The organism is Ottowia sp. oral taxon 894 (assembly GCF_001262075.1).
GTDB classification, from domain to species: domain Bacteria; phylum Pseudomonadota; class Gammaproteobacteria; order Burkholderiales; family Burkholderiaceae_C; genus Ottowia; species Ottowia massiliensis.
The window spans coordinates 1,565,757-1,584,532 of the sequence record NZ_CP012073.1; the positions used below are offsets into that span (position 1 = coordinate 1,565,757).

The following is an 18,776-nucleotide window of genomic DNA, read 5'->3' on the forward strand; positions in this document are numbered from 1 at the left end:
GGCCGCAAGTCCCCGTGGAATGGGCGCAGGCCGCTATCAAAAACAGAGTAACCGGAGCTTTCTTTCATGCCAGACCGCTCTCCCCTGACCGAACACGCCGCTGCGCTGGCGGGCACCCTGCTGGGCAAGGCCACGCACTACCCTGACCGTTATGACGCCAGCTTGCTGGAGCCGCTGCCGCGCGCGCCCAAGCGGGCGGAGCTGGGCCTGGCCGGGCAGCCGCCTTTTGTGGGGGCGGATGTGTGGACGGCCTACGAACTCTCGTGGCTGAACACGCGCGGCAAGCCGCAGGTGGCGCTGGCGCATGTGACGGTGCCGTGCGAGAGCACGCACATCATCGAAAGCAAGTCTTTCAAGCTCTATCTGAACGGCTACAACGGCACGCGCTTTGCCAGCGCGGATGAAGTGCGTGAGCGCCTGCTGGCCGACGTGAACGCTGCCATCTGGCACGGCGGCGCCATGCAGGCGGGCGCAGGCGTGCGGCTGACGCTGCCCGAAGACTTTGGCACCGAGCGCATGCAGGAGCTGGCGGGCCTGTGCCTGGACAGGCTGGACATTGCCTGCGACCGCTACGGTCCGCCCGCGCCGGAGCTGCTCACCGCCGCTTTTGACGAGCAGCCCGTGCAGGAGACGCTCACCAGCCATTTGCTCAAGAGCAACTGCCCCGTCACCCGCCAGCCCGATTGGGGCAGCGTGCAAATTGCCTACAGCGGCCCGCAAATCGACCAGGCCAGCCTGCTGCGCTACCTGGTGAGCTTTCGCGAGCACAACGAATTTCACGAACACTGCGTGGAGCGCATCTTCATGGACATCACCCGCCACTGCCGCCCTGCGCGGCTGATGGTGCAGGCCCGCTACACGCGCCGTGGCGGGCTGGACATCAACCCCTGGCGCGCCAGCCACCCGCAGGCCGCGCCTGCCAGCGCGCGCACGGCGCGGCAGTAGCCCGGTCAGCAAGCACGGGCCGGAACGCAGGGAACGCGAGGAATTGAGCCAGGGCCTGCTGGGCGTCAAACCCTTCCCATGCAACTACGCGGCCTGCCGCCAGGCGCTGGCTCCGTCTTCGCGCAGCAAATCCAGCTGGCGTATGCGCTGCACGTGCGCATGCAAAGACTTGCGGGCGGCGGCATGCGCCTCGGGAGGAACGTCTGCATAGGCCAGAGGCAGCCAGTCATCGAGCGTGCCGCTGGGGCGCTGGCGCATGGCGGCGAGCACTTTGGCCTCGCGGGCCAGCCGGTGGGCCTTGAGGCGGACGATGGCCTGCTGCGCTTCATGCAGCACGTGACCGTGGGCCGGCAAGATGAAGTTCGCGCCATAGGCGGCGCAAGCGGCGGCCAATTTGTCAAGCGAGGCCAGATAAACGGTCATGTCGCCATCGGGCGCGTCAATAACGGTGGTGCTGCCGCTCAGAATGTGGTCGCCTGAAAAAAGCAAGCCGTCTTCCTCCAGCACAAGGCACAGGTGGTTGGCGGTGTGGCCGGGGGTGTGGATGACGCGCAGGGTGTGCGTTTGCTCGCCTGCCAGTTGCAGGCGTTCGCCGTCATACAGCGCCCGGTCGGGGGTGAAGGCGCTGTCTGGGCGCCCCTGCGGCGACGAGGGCAGGCCCAGCACGGGCACTTGCTTGGAGCACATGGCTTGCAGCAGCCAGCCGCCAGGAGCGTGGTCGGGGTGCGAGTGAGTGCAGATGATGGCGCGCACCTGCCCGCCAGCGGCCTGCCACAGGCGCTGCACATGAGCCTCATCAGCCGGGCCGGGGTCGATCACGATGAAACCTGCTGTAGCGTCGCCCACCAGGTAGCTGTTGGTGCCCGGCCCGGTCATGAAGCCGGAGTTGGCCGCCGTCAGCCGCCGCACATTGCGCAGCAGGGGCACGGGCTTTTCGTGCTGCCAGCCAATTTCGTGCTCGCCTTGCCCATCGGGGCAGACCAGCGCCAGCTCGCCAAAGGGCAGCTCGTGTTCCATGAAGCGCGCAATCCGTCCCTGCCGGCGGACCGCGCGCGGGCAGCTCGTCCACAAAGGAGCCTCGCCTGTGCAAGCGGCCAGCACGGCGGCCACGTTGGGCTGGCCCCGGAGCCATTCCAGTGTTTTCAGCGTGGGAAACATGAGCGGCAGGCGGCCTGCGGCATGCCGGGCCAGCGCGGCGCTGGCCGTCAGCCACTGGGCGTTGAGCTGCTCCTGTCCATCCGCCTGGGGGCGCTGCCCCGATGGCATGCGGGCCACGAAATGAGGCACGTCATAACGGCGCGGCCAGTCGCAGCCCGTGATCCAGCGCGCCAGCAGAAACAGCTCGCACGCTGCCAGTTTCAGCCCTCGCGCCTGGCATTGGGGCGCCAGCGGGGCGTGGCGCTCCAGCCCGGCCACGTCTTGCGCTATGGCAGGCAGGCCGTCAGGGCGGCGGGCCAGCAGCACGCCCATTTCTTCAAAGGTTTCGCGCAAGGCAGCCAGCGCGGCTGTCAGCGCATGCCCCTGCTGGCGGGGGCGGGTGGCAGCGGGCAGAAGGGCATCGTCTGCATCCACGCAGCCGCCCGGAAAAACGTAGGCGCCGGGCGCGAACCGCGCCTGGGCGGAGCGTTGCGTGAGCAGCACTTGAAGGCCCTTCGGGCCGTCGCGCAGCAAAAGCAGGCAGGCCGCAGCCTGAGGCTCGGCAGGCGGGCGGGCCGGATACAGAAGCTGGCTGGAGCGGGGCATGACGACTTCTTTTCCATTATTGGAGCTGGCAGCGGCGGCATGGCCGCCTGGGCTGATCAAGCATATTCCTGGAAAGGACAGGGTTCATTTATTTTCTGAAAATCAATGAACCAATGCTTTTTTACCAATGAAGATACTCAAGACGGCTGAATTTGAAAATCAGCCTGCGGCCAGATTGGTTAAATCATAAGAAAAAGCATCAGCAGACGGATTCAGGAGACAAAATCCGCTTCGCCAGAGCATGCTTGATGGCAACGCCTGTGCAGCGCGCTGCTGGGAGGGCAGGGCGCGGCAGCGCTTGAATATCGCGGTAAAAATGCATACGCGGCGCATTCACGTCAGCCTCCTTTTCTTGACGGTTTTTTTAAACAAGCCCTGCCTTGCCACGGAACACAGGGCGCTCGTCTTGTTTACATTATAGATACATTTGTTGCGGCGCGCCATCGCCGTGAAAATAAATGCCTGCGAGGCGCCTCATGGCGCGTATTCATTGCAATACATGCAATACGTGCGCAAAGGTATTTCGCAAATTTCAGTCAGGCGCAAGTCCTGAGGCTGAGAACCTGTTCAAAGTCGGACGCGAGAGTGAATGAGACTGGGTGGCCATGCGCAAGCCGCAGACGGACAGGCCAAGCGGCTGGCCGGTTGCAGCGCCGCAGGCCGGTGGAGCTGCTTTTCGCGCCTGCGGACGGGCGTTGAATAGAGCTTTTTTGCTTCTCTATTCATAGCATGATGTCTTGATGGATACAGCGCTGGAAGGTGTTTTGGCACCATCAGATTTGCTCCTGTTTTTGATTGCCTGTTCAGAGCCTGGCCGTGAGAGGCAAAGAGTGAATCGTGATGAACTGCCAGGCCCAAGAGAACCCGGCTCCGTGCTGTTCGCACCCACGGGCAGACTGTGAACAGGTTCCGGGAACCAACACCCGCTGAAAGCGCCTTCACCAATCCAGCAGCGCCTGCACCGCCAGCCCCAGCGCCAGCACGCGCGCGTCCGTGCCGGCGCAGCCAGCCAGCATCAGTGCGGCGGGCGCTTCGCCGGGCGGGTGCATGGGCAGGCTCAGGGCGCAGCCGTCCAGAAAGTTGATGAGGCTGGTGTTGCGCAGCATCAGCGCGTTGGCGCGCCAGTAGGCCGCGTCGTCGGTTTGCAAGCTGGCGATGGCGGGAGCGGCAATGGGCACGGTGGGCATGAGCAGCGCGTCAAAAGCGGCCAGGCGCTGCTCCACCTGTGCAATCCAGCAGCGGCGGGCGGCCAGCAGGTCGATGTAGTCGGCGCAGTCCATTTGGCGGCCCACCTCGATGCGGGCGCGAACGCGCGGGTCGTAAGCCGCGCCTTGGGCCGCCAGCCGCTGGCGGTGCCAGGCCCAGGCTTCGGCGTTGGAGAGCGTGCCTTTGGCGTGCAGGGCGGCCAGCTCGCGCCACTCGGGCAGGGGCAGGCGCGTCACGCGTGCGCCCGCGCTGTGCAGGCGCTCCAGCGCGCGGTCAAAGGCGGCGGCCACGTGGGCGTCCATGTCGTCCAGCGCGATTTCTGCCGGGCAGGCCAGCCGAGCGCCTGCCAGCGGCCGGGGCTGAAGCTGCCATGTCTGGCCGCTGAGCACGCCATCGGCCGTGATGCAGCACTGCACGCTGGCGGCCAGCGGGCCGACGGAGTCCAGCGAGGCAGACAGCGGCAGCACGCCTTGCCGGCTCACGCGCCGCTGCGTGGGCTTGAAGCCCGTCAGCCCGCACAGCGCCGATGGAATGCGCACGGAGCCGCCCGTGTCCGTGCCGATGGCCAGCGCGGCCATGCCGTCCGTCACCGAAACAGCCGCGCCGCTGGAGGAGCCGCCGGGGATGCGGCCCGTGGCCCGGTCCCAGGGGTTGCGCGGCGTGCCCCGGTGCGGGTTCAGGCCCAGGCCGGAAAAGGCGAACTCCGTCATGCTGGTGCGCCCCACGATGACCGCGCCCGCCGCCAGCAACCGGTCGATGACGGGCGCGTTGCACGCGGCAGGCGGCGCATCGGCCAGCACGGCCGAGCCGGCCGTGGTCACCTGGCCGGCCACGTCGAACACGTCTTTGACCGACACCGGCAGCCCTTCCAGCGGCGAGCGCACGATGCCCGCCTTGCGCAGCGCGTCGCTGGCGGCGGCCAGCGCCAGCGCGCGGGGGCGGTCAATCAGGGTGAATGTGCGCGCGCCTTCGCCAGCGGCATCTTCGGCGCGCGCCAGTGCGGCTTCGGCCAGCGAGCGGGCGCTGGCGCGGCCTTCGGCCAGATCAGAAGCCAGACGCGCCAGAGTAGGAAGGGTGTTCATCAGCGGGTATCCGTAGCGGGTGAATGCTCTGGAAAGGGCGGCATGATGTTCTGGAGCCTGTCATGCATCAACCTTGCTTTCACTTGTGCATCCTGTGACGAGCTTGATTTGTCGCAGACACATGCTGGCTGTGGTGGTGCTTTCAGAAGGTGTTCAGGACCGGGTGGGAGCCAGGGCTTTGCTGTGAGGCTTTTCACGCGCTTTGAGTGCCTCAAGACTTTTTGTCGATGGCGGCTACGCGGGTGCGCTGATTGGATGAGCGCTGAGCATGCTCGGCTGAAACATGCGGGTGATCAAGCGCAGTAAGCGGCATGGTTTTAAGGCGCTGCCCAAGCACTGGATTGTGGAGAGAGCCTTTGCCTGGTTGAATCAATCGAGAAGGCTGAGTAAGGACGACGAGGCCACTGTCGCTTCAGCCTTTCAAGGGCAGTCTCTCAGACCGCCTGGCGCCATGCAGGCAGCTCTTGCTCACGTGCGGCATGGGCCGCATGAAAGAGGCCGTGGCGAAGCGCGCCGTGGCCACGGCGCATGGTGTCAATGCCCAGCAGCTCAAACAGGCTGATGAGCACCGACAGCCCGCCGCCAATGATGGCCTTGCGGTCTTCGCGAATGCCTGGCATATCCAGCGCGTTGATGTCGCCAGTATCAATCAAGCGCTGGCGCAGCCAATACAGCTGGCTCAGGGCGATGGCGTCGTCCATGCTGGTGCGGCCTGACTTGCGCAGCGCCGCCAGCACGGCGCCCACGGTGCCTGAGGCGCCGTAGGCCGCATCCCAGCGGGGGCGCGCAAAGCGCGTGGCGGCTTCAGCCAGCGCGGCCTTGGCATCGGCTTCGGCATCGGCGAAAGCGAGCGCGGTGAACTGACCGCTGGCGAAGTGGCGCTGTGAGCAGGTCACGCTGCCGATGGGGTAGGACTCCATGTCTTGCGCCTGCCGCCCCTGGCCAGTGATGATTTCTGTGGATCGGCCGCCGATGTCCACTACCACGCGGCGCTCGTCGCCTTCGGGCAGCAGGCTGGTTACGCCCTGGTAAATAAGGGCAGCCTCCTCGCGTCCGCTGATGATGGCGATGGGCAATCCCAGCAACTCCTCGGCCTTTTGCAAAAAGGCGGCGGCATTGCGCGCTTCACGCAGGGTTTGCGTGGCCACGGCGCGGGCGCGCGCCTGGGGCAGCTCTTTCAGGCGCTGGCCAAAGCCCTCAAGGCATTGCCAGCCGCGTTGCATGGCTTCAGGCGAAAGCTGGCCTTGGGCGTCCAGCCCGCCGCCCAGACGCACGGTTTCCTTCAGATAGTGCAGGCGCTCGAAGCGGCCTGGAGCGGTTTCTCGGGCGATTTCCAGGCGGAAGCTGTTGGAGCCGAGATCGACGGCCGCCCAGAGAGCTTGAGACGGGGCGGCGCTGCGGCTTGTGTCGTCGGTCATGAGAAGGTGGGTTGTTTTGAGGTTCTTCTGGTCTGGGGGCCAAGCCAGCATAGCACCGGGCTGCGCGAGGCCGAATGGCCTGCCGCCGCGTGGGGTTGGGTGGCAGACCGTTGGAGGGAAAAGCACGGAGGTGTTTCGCTCCTCTATCCATAGCAATAGGTCCTAGTGGAACGTGCGTAAACCGAACCTTTAAGCATCTTTATTTTGCTCTCTTTTTTGGATGTCAGAACGACAGCTGCCAGTGCCGGGAAAGCCCAGAGCTTTGGATTTCTGGGTTTCCCTTGGGCTTGGGGTTTGGGTTGCTCGCCTGGCAGGCTGGAGACGGCCTATTCAGGCGGGCTTGCGGGCCAGCATGGTCACGAATTTGAGTTGAATGGGCTTGCCTTGCGCGTCGGTGGCGTGCATGGAGCCGATTTCTTCGCGGTATTCGGCCATTTCCCAGCCTTCGTAATATTTTTTCAATTCGCCTTCGCGGAAGGTGAATGAAAATGGCATGACGCAAGGGTGATCTTCCGTATCCATGGCCGAAACAATCAGGTTGTAGCCGCCCGGCGTGGTGTGCGCCTGCATGTTTTCAATAATGGCGGGCACGCGGCCGGCATCGAGAAACATGAAAACCACGGTGGCCACGAGAAAATCGTAATTTTCAGCCAGCGCAGCGGTATTCATGTCGTAAATGCAGGTTTGCACGCGCAGGTTTTCCGCGTCGGCCATGTCTTCCAGCGCGGCCAGCGGGGCCGGGTTGTAGTCGCTGGCGGTCACGTCAAAACCCAGCAGGCCCAGATAGAGCGCGTTGCGCCCTTGCCCGCAGCCCAGGTCCAGCGCCTTGCCGGGCGGCACGCGGCGGGCGGCGTCCACCACGGCGGAGTGGGTGGCCGTCATGCCGTATTTCTTGCTGAAATAATCTTTTTTCTCGCAGTGAAATTCAAGCTGGAAAGCCGAATCGTCGTCCAGCAATTCGGCCTTGTGCCAGGCTTGCGGGGTAATGGTCCATACTTCGCTTTCCGGAGTGAGAATATGTTCGGCCAGGGTTTCGCCGGCTTCGTTCATTTCGTGGAATTTCACGCGGCCTTTTATTACGCGCAGTTTGCCCCAGGTGCCTGCCTTGGTATTGTGGCGGGACAATATGCTGGGCGGAATATTGTTTTTCGTCCAGATGGGCATAGTTTTGTAGCAAATCAAATCGGGCGTGACGCTCATGGTTTTTTCCTTGGGTGAATGATTGCCGGGCATCATACCCGCCGTTTCATAACCGCACTGGTTTTGCCGTATTTGCAATTGAAATGGGCACAATCGGGGCTTTTTTGCTGGCGGTTTTCACTCATGGCCCTGCTGACTTTGCTTGATGCCCAACTGGCCTTTGGCCACTTGCCTTTGCTTGACCACGCAGACTTTGCCTTGCAGGAGCGCGAGCGCGTGGGGCTGATTGGCCGCAACGGGGCGGGCAAGTCTTCGCTGCTGAAAATTCTGGCTGGGCTGGAAAAGCCCGATGACGGTGCGCTGCAAATGCAGCAGGGCCTGCGGCTGGCCTATGTGCCGCAAACGCCTGCGCTGCAAAGCTTTGAAACCGTGCAAGACGCCGTGAGCGCGGGCATGGCGCACATGGCGGCGCTGATTGAGCAATACACGCAAGGCGAAGGCGATTTGGCCGAACTGCAAACCCGCATCGAGGCCGAAGACGGCTGGAACTGGCCGCAGCGCGTGCAGCAAACCCTGCAAAAGCTGGGGCTGGACGGCGCGCGCCGCGTGGCCGAGCTTTCGGGCGGCAGCCAAAAGCGCGTGGCGCTGGCCCAGGCGCTGGTGGCGCAGCCGGATGTGCTGCTGCTGGACGAGCCGACCAACCATCTGGATTTGGCCGCCATTGGCTGGCTGCAAGAGCTGCTGCTGGCCTACAAAGGCAGCGTGGTTGTCATCACGCACGACCGCGCTTTTCTGGATGCCGTGGCCACGCGCATCGTGGAGCTGGACCGGGGCCGCCTGCGCAGCTACCCCGGCAACTTCGCCGCCTATCAGGCGCAAAAAGAAGAGCAGCTGGCGCAAGAAACCACGCTCAACGCCCGGGCCGACAAACTGCTGGCGCAAGAAGAAATCTGGGTGCGCAAAGGCGTGGAAGCGCGCCGCACCCGCGCGCAAGGCCGCGTCAACCGCCTGCACGCCTTGCGCGCCGCCCGCGCCGCCCGCCGCGAGGCGCTGGGCCGCGTGCGCATGGAAGTGGCCAGCGGCCAGCCCAGCGGAAAAATCGTGGCCGAGCTGCACAACGTCAGCAAAGCCTTTGGCGGCCCGCCCGTGGTGCAAGGCTTTAGCGCCACCCTTTTGCGCGGCGACAAAGTTGGCCTCATCGGTCCCAACGGCGCGGGCAAAAGCACACTGCTCAAACTGATCCTGGGCCAATTGGCGCCCGACAGCGGCCGCGTGCGCCAGGGCGCCAGCCTGCAAGTGGCCTACTTTGACCAGATGCGCGCGCAGCTCAATCCGGATGCCACGCTGGAAGACTTCATCAGCCCGGGCAGCGAATGGATCGAAATCGGCCAACGCCGCCAGCACGTCAAAAGCTATCTGGGCGACTTTCTTTTCAGCCCCGCGCGCGCCGCCTCGCCCGTGCGCAGCCTCTCCGGTGGCGAGCAAGCCCGCCTGCTGCTGGCGCGCCTGTTCGCCCGCCCCGCCAATGTGCTGGTGCTCGACGAGCCGACGAACGATCTGGACATCGACACCCTGGAGCTGCTCGAAGAGCTGCTGCAAACCTACGACGGCACCGTCTTTCTCGTCAGCCACGACCGCGCCTTCATGGACAACGTCGTCACCAGCACCATCGCCTGGGAAGGCGGCGGCCAATGGCGCGAATACGAAGGCGGCATCACCGACTGGCAGCAGCAAAGCGAACGCGCCCGCGCCTGGCTGGCGCCCGAAGCCGCCGCGCCCGCGCCTGCATCCAAAACATCCAAAACGCCCCGCCCGTCCGCGCAGCCCGCCCCGGCGGCAGCCCAAACCGCCGCCAAATCTGCCGCCCAAGCCACCGTCAAACGCAAGCTCAGCTACAAAGAGCAGCGCGAGCTGGACGCCCTGCCCGCCCGCATCGACGCACTGGAAGCTGAGCAGGCCGCCATCCGCGCCCAGCTGGCCGACGGCACGCTCTACCAAAGCGACCTGCCCAAAGCCATTGCCCTACAGGCCAGAGACAGCGCCATCGAAGAAGAACTGCTGCACGCACTGGAGCGCTGGGAAGCCCTGGGCGCATGAAACGTCAGTCCCGCATGCGGGTAAACACCCATTTGCGTCACTCTTTTCTCGCGTTGGCACGATCTGACACACATTGACACCGCAACTTGCCAGCCCGATTGCACAAAAAGTGTCACTTCCGGAAGGCTAGAGCGCCACTTCTGTGACCAAATGCACACTTTCTCCGCTCATTCCGGCGGCACCCTCAACCTTGGCATGCGCTGGCACACCGGCTGCAAGATAAAAGGCGTCGGCGGCGCATCAGTATCCGCCCCGAATTCCAAAGATCCATTTCACAACTCTCTCAAGGAGAAAATCATGAAAGCAATGCAAAAAGGTTTCACCCTCATCGAACTGATGATCGTCGTGGCGATTATTGGTATTCTGGCCGCCATTGCGCTGCCCGCTTATCAAGATTACACGGTTCGTACGCGTATTTCTGAAGGTTTGACGTTGGCCTCTGGTGCGAAGGCTATGGTCAATGAAGTTGCCACGCCGAATGATTTGACGGTTGCGGCCACCACCTGGAATGCGCAGCAAAATAGTACCGGTGCCACTTCCAAATATGTGACAAGTGTTCAAATTGCTGGCGGCAACGGAGAAATTACCGTCACTTATAATGCGGCAAATGTTGGCCCGATTGGTACGGCTAATACGCTGGTACTGAAGCCTTCTATCAATGTAAACGGCACGTTTACAGCCTTGGATGCGGCGCTGACTGCCAACGAAAGTGGTGCGATTGACTGGGCTTGCGGATCTGCCACGACTGCTGCTGCAACCGCTCGTTCCATGCCTGTTACGGCCGGTACTCTGGCAGCCAAATATGCACCTGCAGAATGCCGTTAATGAAGTGCTATTGTAGGTAGCTTGAAGAAGGACACCTTTGGTGTCCTTCTTTTTTTTTAATGAATTGGAGTTCATATGAGGAATGGATTTACTTTGCTGGAGCTAATGATTGTTGTGGCGATTGTTAGTATATTGAGTGCCATTGCACTGCCAGCATATCAGGATTACGTTATACGTGCACGGGTAGCAGAAGGCCTTGCGCTGGCCACGCATGCCAAAACATTGGTTAGTGAAGTGGCAACTGTGAATGGATTAGGTGTTGTGGCAAGTTCGTGGAACGCCCAGCAAGGGGGCGTGGGTTCGTCATCCAAATATGTTGATTCCGTACAAATTGCGGCCACGACAGGCGTGGTGACAGTCTCATTCAACACGGCAAACGTCGGAGTGTCGAGTGTCAACAACAAGCTGGGTTTTTATCCATTCGTCAAGAGTGCGGCGGGTTATCAAGATTTCGCTACGGCAATCAATAGTGGATTAACAGGACCTGTGGATTGGGCGTGTACGTCGTCGACTAACCAGGTAGCAACTTCCAGAAGCATGGGGGCTGCAATTACTGCAAATGGCATAGAAACTAAATATGCTCCGGCTGAATGCAGGTAAGGTGTTGCTTCAGTAGATACATATACTCGATAAAGTAAAACAGAATGGATCAATCAATTTTTAGGCAAAGAATAAGGTTTGCTGCTCGCTTGGCAATCAAGCACTTTGCGGTTTGTATGCTGATTGCGAGCGGGGCTGCATGGCTTGTGTTTGGTTTCTGGTATGCAGGGGTGATGTCGACGCTGTTCAGGGTCTCTGCAATATATTTTTTGTTGCTTGGGGTGGATGTTGTGTGCGGTCCATTACTTACTCTTGTGTTGGCGAGTCCTGATAAATCACGGCGCGAATTGATAATGGATTTGAGCTTGATAGGAGCAATTCAACTGACTGCTTTAGGTTATGGGCTGTATGTGTTAGAAGAGTCGCGCCCGGTTGCAATTGTTTTTGAGGCAGATCGTCTGGTTGCCGTCGGAAAAAATGAATTATATTTATCAGATTGTGCTGGCGGCGAACTTGGAAATCTTAGCTGCGAATTTCCACCATGGAAGAAAATAGAGTGGACTGTGGCAAAAAAGCCAGAGGATGTTATAAAAAGCATGGAATTGTCATTGCAGGGTGTCTCTGTTTCGATGCGACCTGTGTTATGGCAGAAGTGGAATTGGAATAATGTAGAGATACAAAAAAATATTAAGCCTATAGCGCAAATCGAGGATAAATTGAAAAAAATAGAAAAAGCAGGCAATGAATTGCCGAAGAAGGATTTATTTTTTTTGCCATTGACATCTTCCAGGGATATGAATTGGATTGCTGTATTTGATAGAGATGGGAAATGGGTGGACTCTATGCCAATTGACGGATTTATATAAGTCAATGCATTTTGACTATGCATTGGTAAAACGCAGGAATGTCACCTTGTTGTTATAATGCGAAATCATGAAAAACAATGTATCTTTGATTGATGTTGAAAAAGGTGCCAAGGCGCGCATCGTCTCCATCATCCCCAGCGCCGAGTTCGGCGACATCGATCCGCTGGTAACCCAGCGGCTAACGGACTTGGGCTTTTCCGAAGGCATGTCCATCACGCTGCTGTCACACGGCCTGCTCAAACGCGGGCCTTACGCGGTGCGGCTGGGCAATTTGTCCCAGTTCGCATTGAGGAGACCGGAGGCGGCGAAGATCATGTGTCGCGTGGAAGAGTGAAAATCACTCTTTTTTCACGAAGAATCTTGTGATGACTGCGAGTCGATTCGCCCTGCTGGGCGCGCCCAACTGTGGCAAGACGGTTTTGTTCAACGGCCTGACCGGCTCCAATGCCAAGGTGGCCAACTATGCCGGTGTGACGGTGGACCGGCGCGAAGGCCGGTTTGTTGACGACCCGAACGTGGTGGTGATTGACCTGCCCGGCACTTACAGCCTGCGAGCAACCAGCCCTGATGAAAAGGTGGCGCGCGACGTGGTGCTGGGCAAGCTCGGGCAGCAGCCTGACGCCATTGTCTCCGTGGCCGACGCGACCAACCTACGCATGACGCTGCGCATGGTGCTGGAGGTGAAGACGCTGGGCTTGCCCATGGTGGTTTCGCTCAACTTGAGTGACGTGGCGCGCCATCGTGGCCTGAAGATTGACGCGGCCAAGCTTAGTGAACTGCTGGGTGTGCCTGTGCTGGAGACGGCGGCCATTGACAGCCGCAGCATGCGCGCCGTGCGCGAGGCGGTGGCCAGGCTGCCGCGCAAGACTGAAGGTGCCGCTCATGCCCTCACGCTCGGAGAGGCGGAAAAACGGCTTGACGCGCTGGACAGCAACGCCCTTTATGCGCAGGTCGAAGACATCCTGCGCCAGGTGGTGCGCCACGAACTCACCCTGCCCGCTTGGCACCGCCAGTTGGATGCAATCGTGATGCACCCGGTCTGGGGCATGCTGATTCTCATGCTGATCCTCATGCTGGTATTCCAGGCGGTTTACGCCTGGGCCGAGCCGGTGATGGGGATGATTGAAGATTCGTTCGCCTGGCTGGGCGATGTGATTACGGAGAACATGGATGAAGGCCCGCTAGCCAGTCTCATCAAAGACGGCATCCTGGCCGGCGTGGGCAGCGTGCTGGTGTTTCTGCCGCAAATCACGATCCTGTTTGCCTTCATCTTGCTGCTGGAAGACTCCGGTTATCTGCCGCGCGCGGCGCTGCTGCTGGACAACGCCATGTCGCGCAGCGGCCTGTCGGGCCGCGCCTTCATTCCGCTGCTGTCCAGCTTTGCCTGCGCCGTGCCTGCCGTGATGGCGGCGCGCACCATTCAAGACCCGCGCGAGCGCCTGGTCACCATCGCCATTGCGCCCATGCTCACCTGTTCGGCGCGGCTGCCCATTTACGCGCTCATCATCGCCGCCGTCATTCCTGACGAAACCGTGCTGGGCATCTTCAACCTGCAAGGCCTCACGCTCTTTGGCCTTTACCTGGCAGGCATTGTGTCAGCGGGTTTCACGGCCTGGGTGCTCAAGGTGCTGGCGCGCAAGCGCGGCCACGTGCAGCAGTTTCCGCTGCTGATGGAGCTGCCCACCTTCCGCATGCCCAACTTCAAGCACATCCTCATCAGCCTGTGGGGCAAGGTCAAAGCCTTTTTGATGCGCGCGGGCACGGTGATTTTTGCCCTGAGCGTGGTGCTCTGGGCGCTGGTGAGCTTTCCCGGCGCGCCCGAAGGTGCCACGCAGCCGGCCATTGACTACAGCATCGCAGGCCATTTGGGTCATCTCATTCAGCCGTTTTTCGCGCCGCTGGGCTTTACCTGGCAGATGTGCATCGCCATGATTCCCGGCATTGCCGCGCGCGAAGTGGTTGTTTCGGCCCTGGGCACTGTCTATGCCATGACAGCCAGCTCCGAAGAAGCGCTGGAAACGGCCCTCATCCCCGTGGTGCACGACAACTGGGGTCTGCCCACCGCCTTTGCCTTTCTGGCCTGGTACATCTACGCGCCCATGTGTCTGGCCACGCTGGCCACCATCCGGCGCGAAACCAATTCGGCCCGCCACACTCTGATGATCACGGGCGGCCTGTTTGCCGCAGCCTACTTGTTCGCCCTCATCGTCTATCAGATTGCATCAAGGATTTTGGGATGACACAGCAAATCATCGTCGGCCTCATCGTCGCCGCCTGTTTTATCTACATGCTGCGCAAATTCGTTTTTCGCAAGAAAACCGCTGGCGGCGCCTCAGGCTCTGCTTGCAGCAAGTGCAACGGTTGCAGTGAAGGCAGCAAGGGCGGCGGCTGCCATTGAAGCCACGCCCGGCGCGAGGCAGGGCGCGACTGGGCAATGGAAGCGGGAATTCCGGATCGCCCTGCCTGTCAAGCTGCCTAAAAGGCTGTTCGCAAGAGACAAAAAACGGACGAGCTTTTTGGCGGCGGCTAGACGCAAACCGCAAACGGGCTGGCTGGTGGTTGAACGGTTGCGGCGCCATAGACCGACGGGGTCGCTTTTTGCGCTCGCAGCCGGACATTGAATGAAGCTGTTGCTCATTTATCCATAGCATGATGTCCGAGTGGACACTGGGCAAAACGGCGTTTTGCTTCTATTCAGTTCGCTTCTTTTTTGAGGGGTTGCCAGAGACTGCTGCGGAGGTCGAAGGGGTGCATCTGGGGGCGGCAAGACGCAAATCGCAGACGGGTCTTGCGGCTCAAGAGAATTTGCAACGCCCCAGAGCCGCTCGAGGCCGCATTTTTCGCTCCACGGACAGACTCCAATCTGGCTCTTAAAGCAGGAGCGAATTCAAAAGGGTGCAAAGGCCGCTTTGCGCACTGTTTATCAAGGCCTATTGCTATGGTTTCAGAAGCGAAATTGAGCCGTTCCCCTGTCTTGCGCGCATGAGGCCGCGCCTATTTACATCTGCACTTTTTTCTTGCGGGCTGCTGAGGTGCGCGCCCTGAAAAGGCCGGGGCGCCGGACTGACACTCGCGGCGCACTTTCCACTGCGCCCTGCTGAGCCGCAGGGCCGCGCTCTGCCTTCGGCCAGCCGTTCTTCAGATCAGCGCGCCGCGCAGGGAGTGCGGCATGGCTTCGGTGATGCGCACGTCAATCATCTGGCCAATGAGGCGCGCGGGCTGCTCGCCGCCGCTGAAATTGACGGCGCGGTTGCATTCGGTGCGGCCCATGAGTTCCTGCGGATTCTTGCGCGAGGGGCCTTCCACCAGGATGCGCTGCACGGTGCCCACGCGGCTGGCGCTGATGGCGCGCTCGCTTTGCTCCAGCGCGGCCTGCACGCGCTGCAAGCGGCGCAGCTTGACGTCGTGCGGGGTGTCGTCTTGCAAATTGGCGGCGGGCGTGCCGGGGCGGGGGCTGAAGATGAAGCTGAAGGAGTTGTCGTAGCCCACATCGTCGATGAGCTTCATCATCTTGTCGAAATCGGCGTCGGTTTCGCCCGGAAAGCCCACGATGAAGTCGCTGGAGAGGCTGATTTGCGGGCGCACGGCGCGCAGGCGGCGGATGATGCTTTTGTATTCCATGGCGGTGTAGCCGCGCTTCATGGCCATGAGGATGCGGTCGGAGCCGTGCTGCACGGGCAGGTGCAGGTGGCTGGCGAGCTTGGGCACCTTGCCGTAAACGTCAATCAGGCGCTGGGTGAATTCGTTGGGGTGGCTGGTGGTGTAGCGGATGCGTTCGATGCCCGGTATTTCGGCCACGTATTCGATGAGCAGGGCGAAGTCGGCGGTTTCGCCGCTGCCGCCCATCGGGCCGCGATAGGCGTTCACGTTCTGGCCCAGCAGCGTCACTTCCTTCACGCCTTGCGCGGCCAGGCCGGCGATTTCGGTGAGCACGTCGTCAAACGGGCGGCTGAATTCTTCGCCGCGCGTGTAGGGCACGACGCAGTAGCTGCAATATTTGGAGCAGCCTTCCATGATGGAGACAAAGGCCGTGGCCCCTTCCACGCGGGCGGGCGGCAGGTGGTCGAATTTTTCGATTTCGGGAAAGCGGATGTCCACCTGCGGCGCGTTCTGGCGGCGGCGCTCGGCCAGCAAATCGGGCAGGCGGTGCAGGGTTTGCGGACCGAAGACAACATCGACATACGGCGCGCGCTCGATGATGGCCTCGCCCTCCTGGCTGGCCACGCAGCCGCCCACGCCGATGAGCGTGCCTTTGTCCTTGAGGTGCTTGATGCGGCCCAGGTCAGAGAAGACTTTTTCCTGCGCCTTCTCGCGCACGGAGCAGGTGTTGAAGATGACCAGGTCGGCCTGCTCCGGGTCGTCGGTGGACTCGTAGCCTTCGGCGGCGGCCAGCACGTCAGCCATCTTGGCCGAGTCGTATTCGTTCATCTGGCAGCCAAAGGTCTTGATGAAGACTTTGCGGGACATGGCGAAAGTTTTCGTGGGAAGTTTGATGGAAGCGGGCAGCGACAGCTTCTGGAAAAGGAGCAAATTCAAGGCATCTGAAAACACCGCCTGCGCCCATGCAGTATGGACGTCATGCTATGAAACAAGGAGCGGAACCTGGTTCAAGGCGGCGCTTCGCGTGCGTCTGCCCGTTCACGGCTCGCGTTCAGTTGCCGCGATACGGGTTGCGCTCCGTGTCGTTGAAGGGGCGCGGGCGAATCAGGCGGGACTGGTTGATCTCGCTGATTTCCTCGGCCGTGAGAATCCAGATTTCACGCAGTTCGCCGCTGGGGCCCAGCGCGTAATTGACCATGTGCGTCTGTCCGGTGAGCGCGCCGGAGAGCATCACGCGGTTGGTTTCGCTGCGGATGCGTGTGCCTGCCGCCAAAAGCATGGGCTTGCCGTCCAGCGTGATGTGAGGCGGCTCGCCAAAGGCGATGACGCCGTGTTCCACGCCAGCCGGGAAAAAGCGCCGCACCTGCTGGGCCTGCACCTGTTGCGCTTGCGCGCTGCCTGCCAGCGCACACAGCGTAAGGCCGCAGGCAGCCAGGGCGGATGCAAGTGCGGGGCGAATGGGTTTCATGATGGCTCCCTGAAAGCGAGAAAGCAAATGAGAAAGCGACTGCGCCGGGCCCGCGCCAGGCAGAAAAAAAGGCACTGGGCGAATCAGCCCGGTGCCTTGATGCTGCGCTGCGCGAAACGGGCGCTTGCGAAGGTTTTTTGAAAGGAAGTCTGGTGGCGCTTCACGGACTCGAACCGCGGACCTGTGGATTATGATTCCATCGCTCTAACCGACTGAGCTAAAGCGCCAAAGGTGCGAATTGTATCACCGGTTGGTAAACTGCGCGGGGCGCTTGTTCAAGAAAGCGTCCATGCCTTCTTTCTGGTCTGCCGTGGCAAACAGGGCGTTGAACAGGCGCCGCTCGTGCATCACGCCATCGCTCAAGGCGCTTTCAAAGGCGCGGTTCACGCATTCCTTGGCGGCCATCACGGCCACCTGGCCAAAGCTGCAAATGGCCTCGGCGGCCTTCAGCGCCTCGCCCATCAAATCTTGCACGGGCACGACGCGGCTGACCAGGCCGGCGCGCTCGGCTTCCTGCGCGTCCATCATGCGGCCCGTGAGGATCATGTCCATGGCCTTGGCCTTGCCCACGGCGCGGGGCAGGCGCTGCGTGCCGCCTGCGCCGGGGATGATGCCCAGCTTGATTTCAGGCTGGCCGAATTTGGCGTTGTCGGCGGCAATGATGAAGTCGCACATCATCGCCAGCTCGCAGCCGCCGCCCAGCGCAAAGCCGCTGACGGCGGCAATCACGGGCTTGCGAATGCTGCGGATGGTTTCCCAGTTGCGGGTGATGAAGTTGCCCTTGTAGGCATCAACGAAGCTCAGCTTCTGCATGGCCGCAATGTCCGCGCCAGCGGCAAAGGCGCGCTCGCTGCCGGTGAGGATGATGCAGCCCACTTTGTCATCGGCGTCAAACGCCTTGAGCGCCAGCCCCAGCTCGTCCATCAGCTGGTCATTGAGCGCGTTGAGCTGCTGCGGGCGGTTGAGGGTGATGACGCCAATGCGCTCATTGCTTTCGGTGCAGGTCTGAATCAGTTCATAAGACATGGTTTGTTGTCCCTATGCAGGGGTCTGGTTGATAACGGGCGCGCACTATAGCCCCGGCATGCGGCATCGGGCCTTCTTTGCCTGCTCATGCTTGCGGGCGCAAGGGTGCAAGAGCGCACAATGCGCATTCGCTTCTTTTTGCTTGCACGGAAAGGATTTGCCATGAGATTCACCGCCTTGCTTGCCGCCGGCGCTGCCGCGCTCTTGCTGACCGCCTGCGCTGGCGTGCGCCAGATTGACGCTGATGTGGAATCAGCCGCCGTTGCAGCGCCCGCTGTATCGGCTGGCGCTGCCGCCCTGGCGGGCGCGCACTACCGCTTTGAGCAGCTGCCATTGCAGGCGGGCCAGCCGGGCACGGCGCGCGTGCAGGCGCTGGCGCAGGCCGCGCTGACGCGCGCCGGACTGGTGCGCGATGACGCAGCCGCCCGCATCACCGTGCAGGCCAGCGCGCACGTCACGCCGCAGTGGGTCAATCCCTGGGGCGATCCTTATTACGGCTGGGATGACGGCTGGGGCTTTTGGCCGGGGCGCTTTTATTTCGGCCTGGGCACGGGCAGCTTCTATGGCGGCGCGTGGATGTGGGACACCCCCACGCGCTACTACGCCAGCCGCGTGAGCCTGATCATGCGCGACGCCCGCAGCGGCCAGGTGCTGTATGAAACCCGCGCCCAGCACGATGGCGCGCGCGGCGCATCCGACACCGTGCTGCAAGCGCTGTTTGATGCCGCGCTGCAAGGCTTTCCCACCCCGCCCGCAGGCTGGCGGCGCGTGGTCATTCCGCTGGGCGAGGCCAGCCGCTGACGCGCGCGCCAGCGCTCCG

17 protein-coding genes, 1 tRNA gene and 1 pseudogene are annotated in these 18,776 nt (G+C 61.7%); 10 read left to right on the forward strand and 9 right to left on the reverse strand.

Features of this window, described 5'->3' with window-relative positions:
• Positions 1–66 precede the first annotated feature (66 nt).
• Entirely contained in the window at positions 67–945 is an 879-nt protein-coding gene (queF, locus tag ADJ79_RS06735) for an NADPH-dependent 7-cyano-7-deazaguanine reductase QueF (RefSeq protein ID WP_050715319.1), read from the forward strand.
• An 84-nt stretch (positions 946–1,029) separates the two neighbouring features.
• On the opposite strand, the gene ADJ79_RS06740 is transcribed toward queF, so the two are convergent.
• The 3 genes from ADJ79_RS06740 to ADJ79_RS06745 all read right to left on the reverse strand — a co-directional run bounded on the left by ADJ79_RS06740 (position 1,030) and on the right by ADJ79_RS06745 (position 4,976).
• On the reverse strand, positions 1,030–2,688 hold the full coding sequence (locus tag ADJ79_RS06740; RefSeq protein ID WP_050716475.1) for an MBL fold metallo-hydrolase: 1,659 nt from the start codon (positions 2,686–2,688) through the stop codon (positions 1,030–1,032).
• A gap of 159 nt (positions 2,689–2,847) precedes the next feature.
• Entirely contained in the window at positions 2,848–3,021 is a 174-nt protein-coding gene (locus ADJ79_RS14975; RefSeq protein ID WP_172674039.1) for a hypothetical protein, read from the reverse strand.
• A gap of 605 nt (positions 3,022–3,626) precedes the next feature.
• Complete coding sequence (locus ADJ79_RS06745) at positions 3,627–4,976, reverse strand: amidase (protein ID WP_050715320.1); 1,350 nt, start codon at positions 4,974–4,976, stop codon at positions 3,627–3,629.
• 289 nt (positions 4,977–5,265) lie between these two features.
• Between ADJ79_RS06745 and ADJ79_RS15695 the strand changes: the two are divergent.
• Positions 5,266–5,394 (forward strand): annotated as a pseudogene (locus ADJ79_RS15695) (IS5/IS1182 family transposase); the annotation flags it as partial.
• A gap of 16 nt (positions 5,395–5,410) precedes the next feature.
• Here the strand turns inward: ADJ79_RS15695 and ADJ79_RS06750 are convergent.
• Entirely contained in the window at positions 5,411–6,394 is a 984-nt protein-coding gene (locus tag ADJ79_RS06750; RefSeq protein WP_172674040.1) for a Ppx/GppA family phosphatase, read from the reverse strand.
• A gap of 330 nt (positions 6,395–6,724) precedes the next feature.
• Positions 6,725–7,594: an SAM-dependent methyltransferase TehB gene (gene tehB / locus ADJ79_RS06755; protein WP_050716476.1), complete on the reverse strand. Its 870-nt coding sequence runs from the start codon at positions 7,592–7,594 to the stop codon at positions 6,725–6,727.
• Positions 7,595–7,717: 123 nt separating this feature from the next.
• Between tehB and abc-f the strand changes: the two genes are divergently transcribed.
• The 7 genes from abc-f to ADJ79_RS13145 all read left to right on the forward strand — a co-directional run bounded on the left by abc-f (position 7,718) and on the right by ADJ79_RS13145 (position 14,260).
• Positions 7,718–9,631, forward strand: coding sequence for a ribosomal protection-like ABC-F family protein (gene abc-f, locus ADJ79_RS06760; protein ID WP_050715322.1), 1,914 nt, complete (start codon positions 7,718–7,720; stop codon positions 9,629–9,631).
• Between the two features lie 150 nt (positions 9,632–9,781).
• Positions 9,782–10,456 (forward strand): pilin, encoded by a 675-nt coding sequence (locus ADJ79_RS13135; RefSeq protein WP_371256792.1) that lies wholly within the window; start codon positions 9,782–9,784, stop codon positions 10,454–10,456.
• 75 nt (positions 10,457–10,531) lie between these two features.
• Positions 10,532–11,056 carry a pilin gene (locus tag ADJ79_RS13140; RefSeq protein ID WP_082203168.1) on the forward strand — a complete coding sequence of 175 codons (525 nt, stop codon included), beginning with the start codon at positions 10,532–10,534 and terminating at the stop codon, positions 11,054–11,056.
• A 44-nt stretch (positions 11,057–11,100) separates the two neighbouring features.
• Entirely contained in the window at positions 11,101–11,862 is a 762-nt protein-coding gene (locus tag ADJ79_RS14185) for a fimb protein (protein WP_156304066.1), read from the forward strand.
• A gap of 67 nt (positions 11,863–11,929) precedes the next feature.
• On the forward strand, positions 11,930–12,196 hold the full coding sequence (locus tag ADJ79_RS06765) for a FeoA family protein (protein ID WP_050715323.1): 267 nt from the start codon (positions 11,930–11,932) through the stop codon (positions 12,194–12,196).
• Between the two features lie 31 nt (positions 12,197–12,227).
• The gene (locus ADJ79_RS06770) at positions 12,228–14,102 is read left to right on the forward strand and encodes a ferrous iron transporter B (protein WP_050715324.1); all 1,875 of its coding nucleotides are present in this window, start codon (positions 12,228–12,230) and stop codon (positions 14,100–14,102) included.
• Complete coding sequence (locus ADJ79_RS13145; protein WP_082203169.1) at positions 14,099–14,260, forward strand: FeoB-associated Cys-rich membrane protein; 162 nt, start codon at positions 14,099–14,101, stop codon at positions 14,258–14,260. The genes ADJ79_RS06770 and ADJ79_RS13145 overlap by 4 nt, the downstream gene beginning before the upstream one ends.
• Before the next feature lie 740 nt (positions 14,261–15,000).
• Here the strand turns inward: ADJ79_RS13145 and miaB are convergent.
• The 4 genes from miaB to ADJ79_RS06790 all read right to left on the reverse strand — a co-directional run bounded on the left by miaB (position 15,001) and on the right by ADJ79_RS06790 (position 17,956).
• Entirely contained in the window at positions 15,001–16,329 is a 1,329-nt protein-coding gene (miaB, locus tag ADJ79_RS06775; protein WP_050716477.1) for a tRNA (N6-isopentenyl adenosine(37)-C2)-methylthiotransferase MiaB, read from the reverse strand.
• Positions 16,330–16,513: 184 nt separating this feature from the next.
• Complete coding sequence (locus ADJ79_RS06780) at positions 16,514–16,930, reverse strand: hypothetical protein (RefSeq protein ID WP_050715325.1); 417 nt, start codon at positions 16,928–16,930, stop codon at positions 16,514–16,516.
• Between the two features lie 150 nt (positions 16,931–17,080).
• A tRNA-Met gene (locus ADJ79_RS06785) sits at positions 17,081–17,157 on the reverse strand.
• 16 nt (positions 17,158–17,173) lie between these two features.
• Positions 17,174–17,956: an enoyl-CoA hydratase gene (locus tag ADJ79_RS06790; protein WP_050715326.1), complete on the reverse strand. Its 783-nt coding sequence runs from the start codon at positions 17,954–17,956 to the stop codon at positions 17,174–17,176.
• Between the two features lie 162 nt (positions 17,957–18,118).
• On the opposite strand from ADJ79_RS06790, the gene ADJ79_RS06795 reads away from it, so the two are divergent.
• Complete coding sequence (locus ADJ79_RS06795; RefSeq protein WP_050715327.1) at positions 18,119–18,757, forward strand: DUF4136 domain-containing protein; 639 nt, start codon at positions 18,119–18,121, stop codon at positions 18,755–18,757.
• The last annotated feature ends 19 nt before the right edge of the window (positions 18,758–18,776 follow it).

Excerpts from the sequence above, each read along its gene's own strand:
- queF (WP_050715319.1), top strand. The coding sequence starts at position 67 with ATGCCAGACCGCTCTCCCCTGACCGAACACGCCGCTGCGCTGGCGGGC.
- ADJ79_RS06740 (WP_050716475.1), bottom strand. The coding sequence starts at position 2,688 with ATGCCCCGCTCCAGCCAGCTTCTGTATCCGGCCCGCCCGCCTGCCGAG.
- ADJ79_RS14975 (WP_172674039.1), bottom strand. The coding sequence starts at position 3,021 with ATGCGCCGCGTATGCATTTTTACCGCGATATTCAAGCGCTGCCGCGCC.
- ADJ79_RS06745 (WP_050715320.1), bottom strand. The coding sequence starts at position 4,976 with ATGAACACCCTTCCTACTCTGGCGCGTCTGGCTTCTGATCTGGCCGAA.
- ADJ79_RS06750 (WP_172674040.1), bottom strand. The coding sequence starts at position 6,394 with ATGACCGACGACACAAGCCGCAGCGCCGCCCCGTCTCAAGCTCTCTGG.
- tehB (WP_050716476.1), bottom strand. The coding sequence starts at position 7,594 with ATGAGCGTCACGCCCGATTTGATTTGCTACAAAACTATGCCCATCTGG.
- abc-f (WP_050715322.1), top strand. The coding sequence starts at position 7,718 with ATGGCCCTGCTGACTTTGCTTGATGCCCAACTGGCCTTTGGCCACTTG.
- ADJ79_RS13135 (WP_371256792.1), top strand. The coding sequence starts at position 9,782 with ATGCACACTTTCTCCGCTCATTCCGGCGGCACCCTCAACCTTGGCATG.
- ADJ79_RS13140 (WP_082203168.1), top strand. The coding sequence starts at position 10,532 with ATGAGGAATGGATTTACTTTGCTGGAGCTAATGATTGTTGTGGCGATT.
- ADJ79_RS14185 (WP_156304066.1), top strand. The coding sequence starts at position 11,101 with ATGGATCAATCAATTTTTAGGCAAAGAATAAGGTTTGCTGCTCGCTTG.
- ADJ79_RS06765 (WP_050715323.1), top strand. The coding sequence starts at position 11,930 with ATGAAAAACAATGTATCTTTGATTGATGTTGAAAAAGGTGCCAAGGCG.
- ADJ79_RS06770 (WP_050715324.1), top strand. The coding sequence starts at position 12,228 with ATGACTGCGAGTCGATTCGCCCTGCTGGGCGCGCCCAACTGTGGCAAG.
- ADJ79_RS13145 (WP_082203169.1), top strand. The coding sequence starts at position 14,099 with ATGACACAGCAAATCATCGTCGGCCTCATCGTCGCCGCCTGTTTTATC.
- miaB (WP_050716477.1), bottom strand. The coding sequence starts at position 16,329 with ATGTCCCGCAAAGTCTTCATCAAGACCTTTGGCTGCCAGATGAACGAA.
- ADJ79_RS06780 (WP_050715325.1), bottom strand. The coding sequence starts at position 16,930 with ATGAAACCCATTCGCCCCGCACTTGCATCCGCCCTGGCTGCCTGCGGC.
- ADJ79_RS06790 (WP_050715326.1), bottom strand. The coding sequence starts at position 17,956 with ATGTCTTATGAACTGATTCAGACCTGCACCGAAAGCAATGAGCGCATT.
- ADJ79_RS06795 (WP_050715327.1), top strand. The coding sequence starts at position 18,119 with ATGAGATTCACCGCCTTGCTTGCCGCCGGCGCTGCCGCGCTCTTGCTG.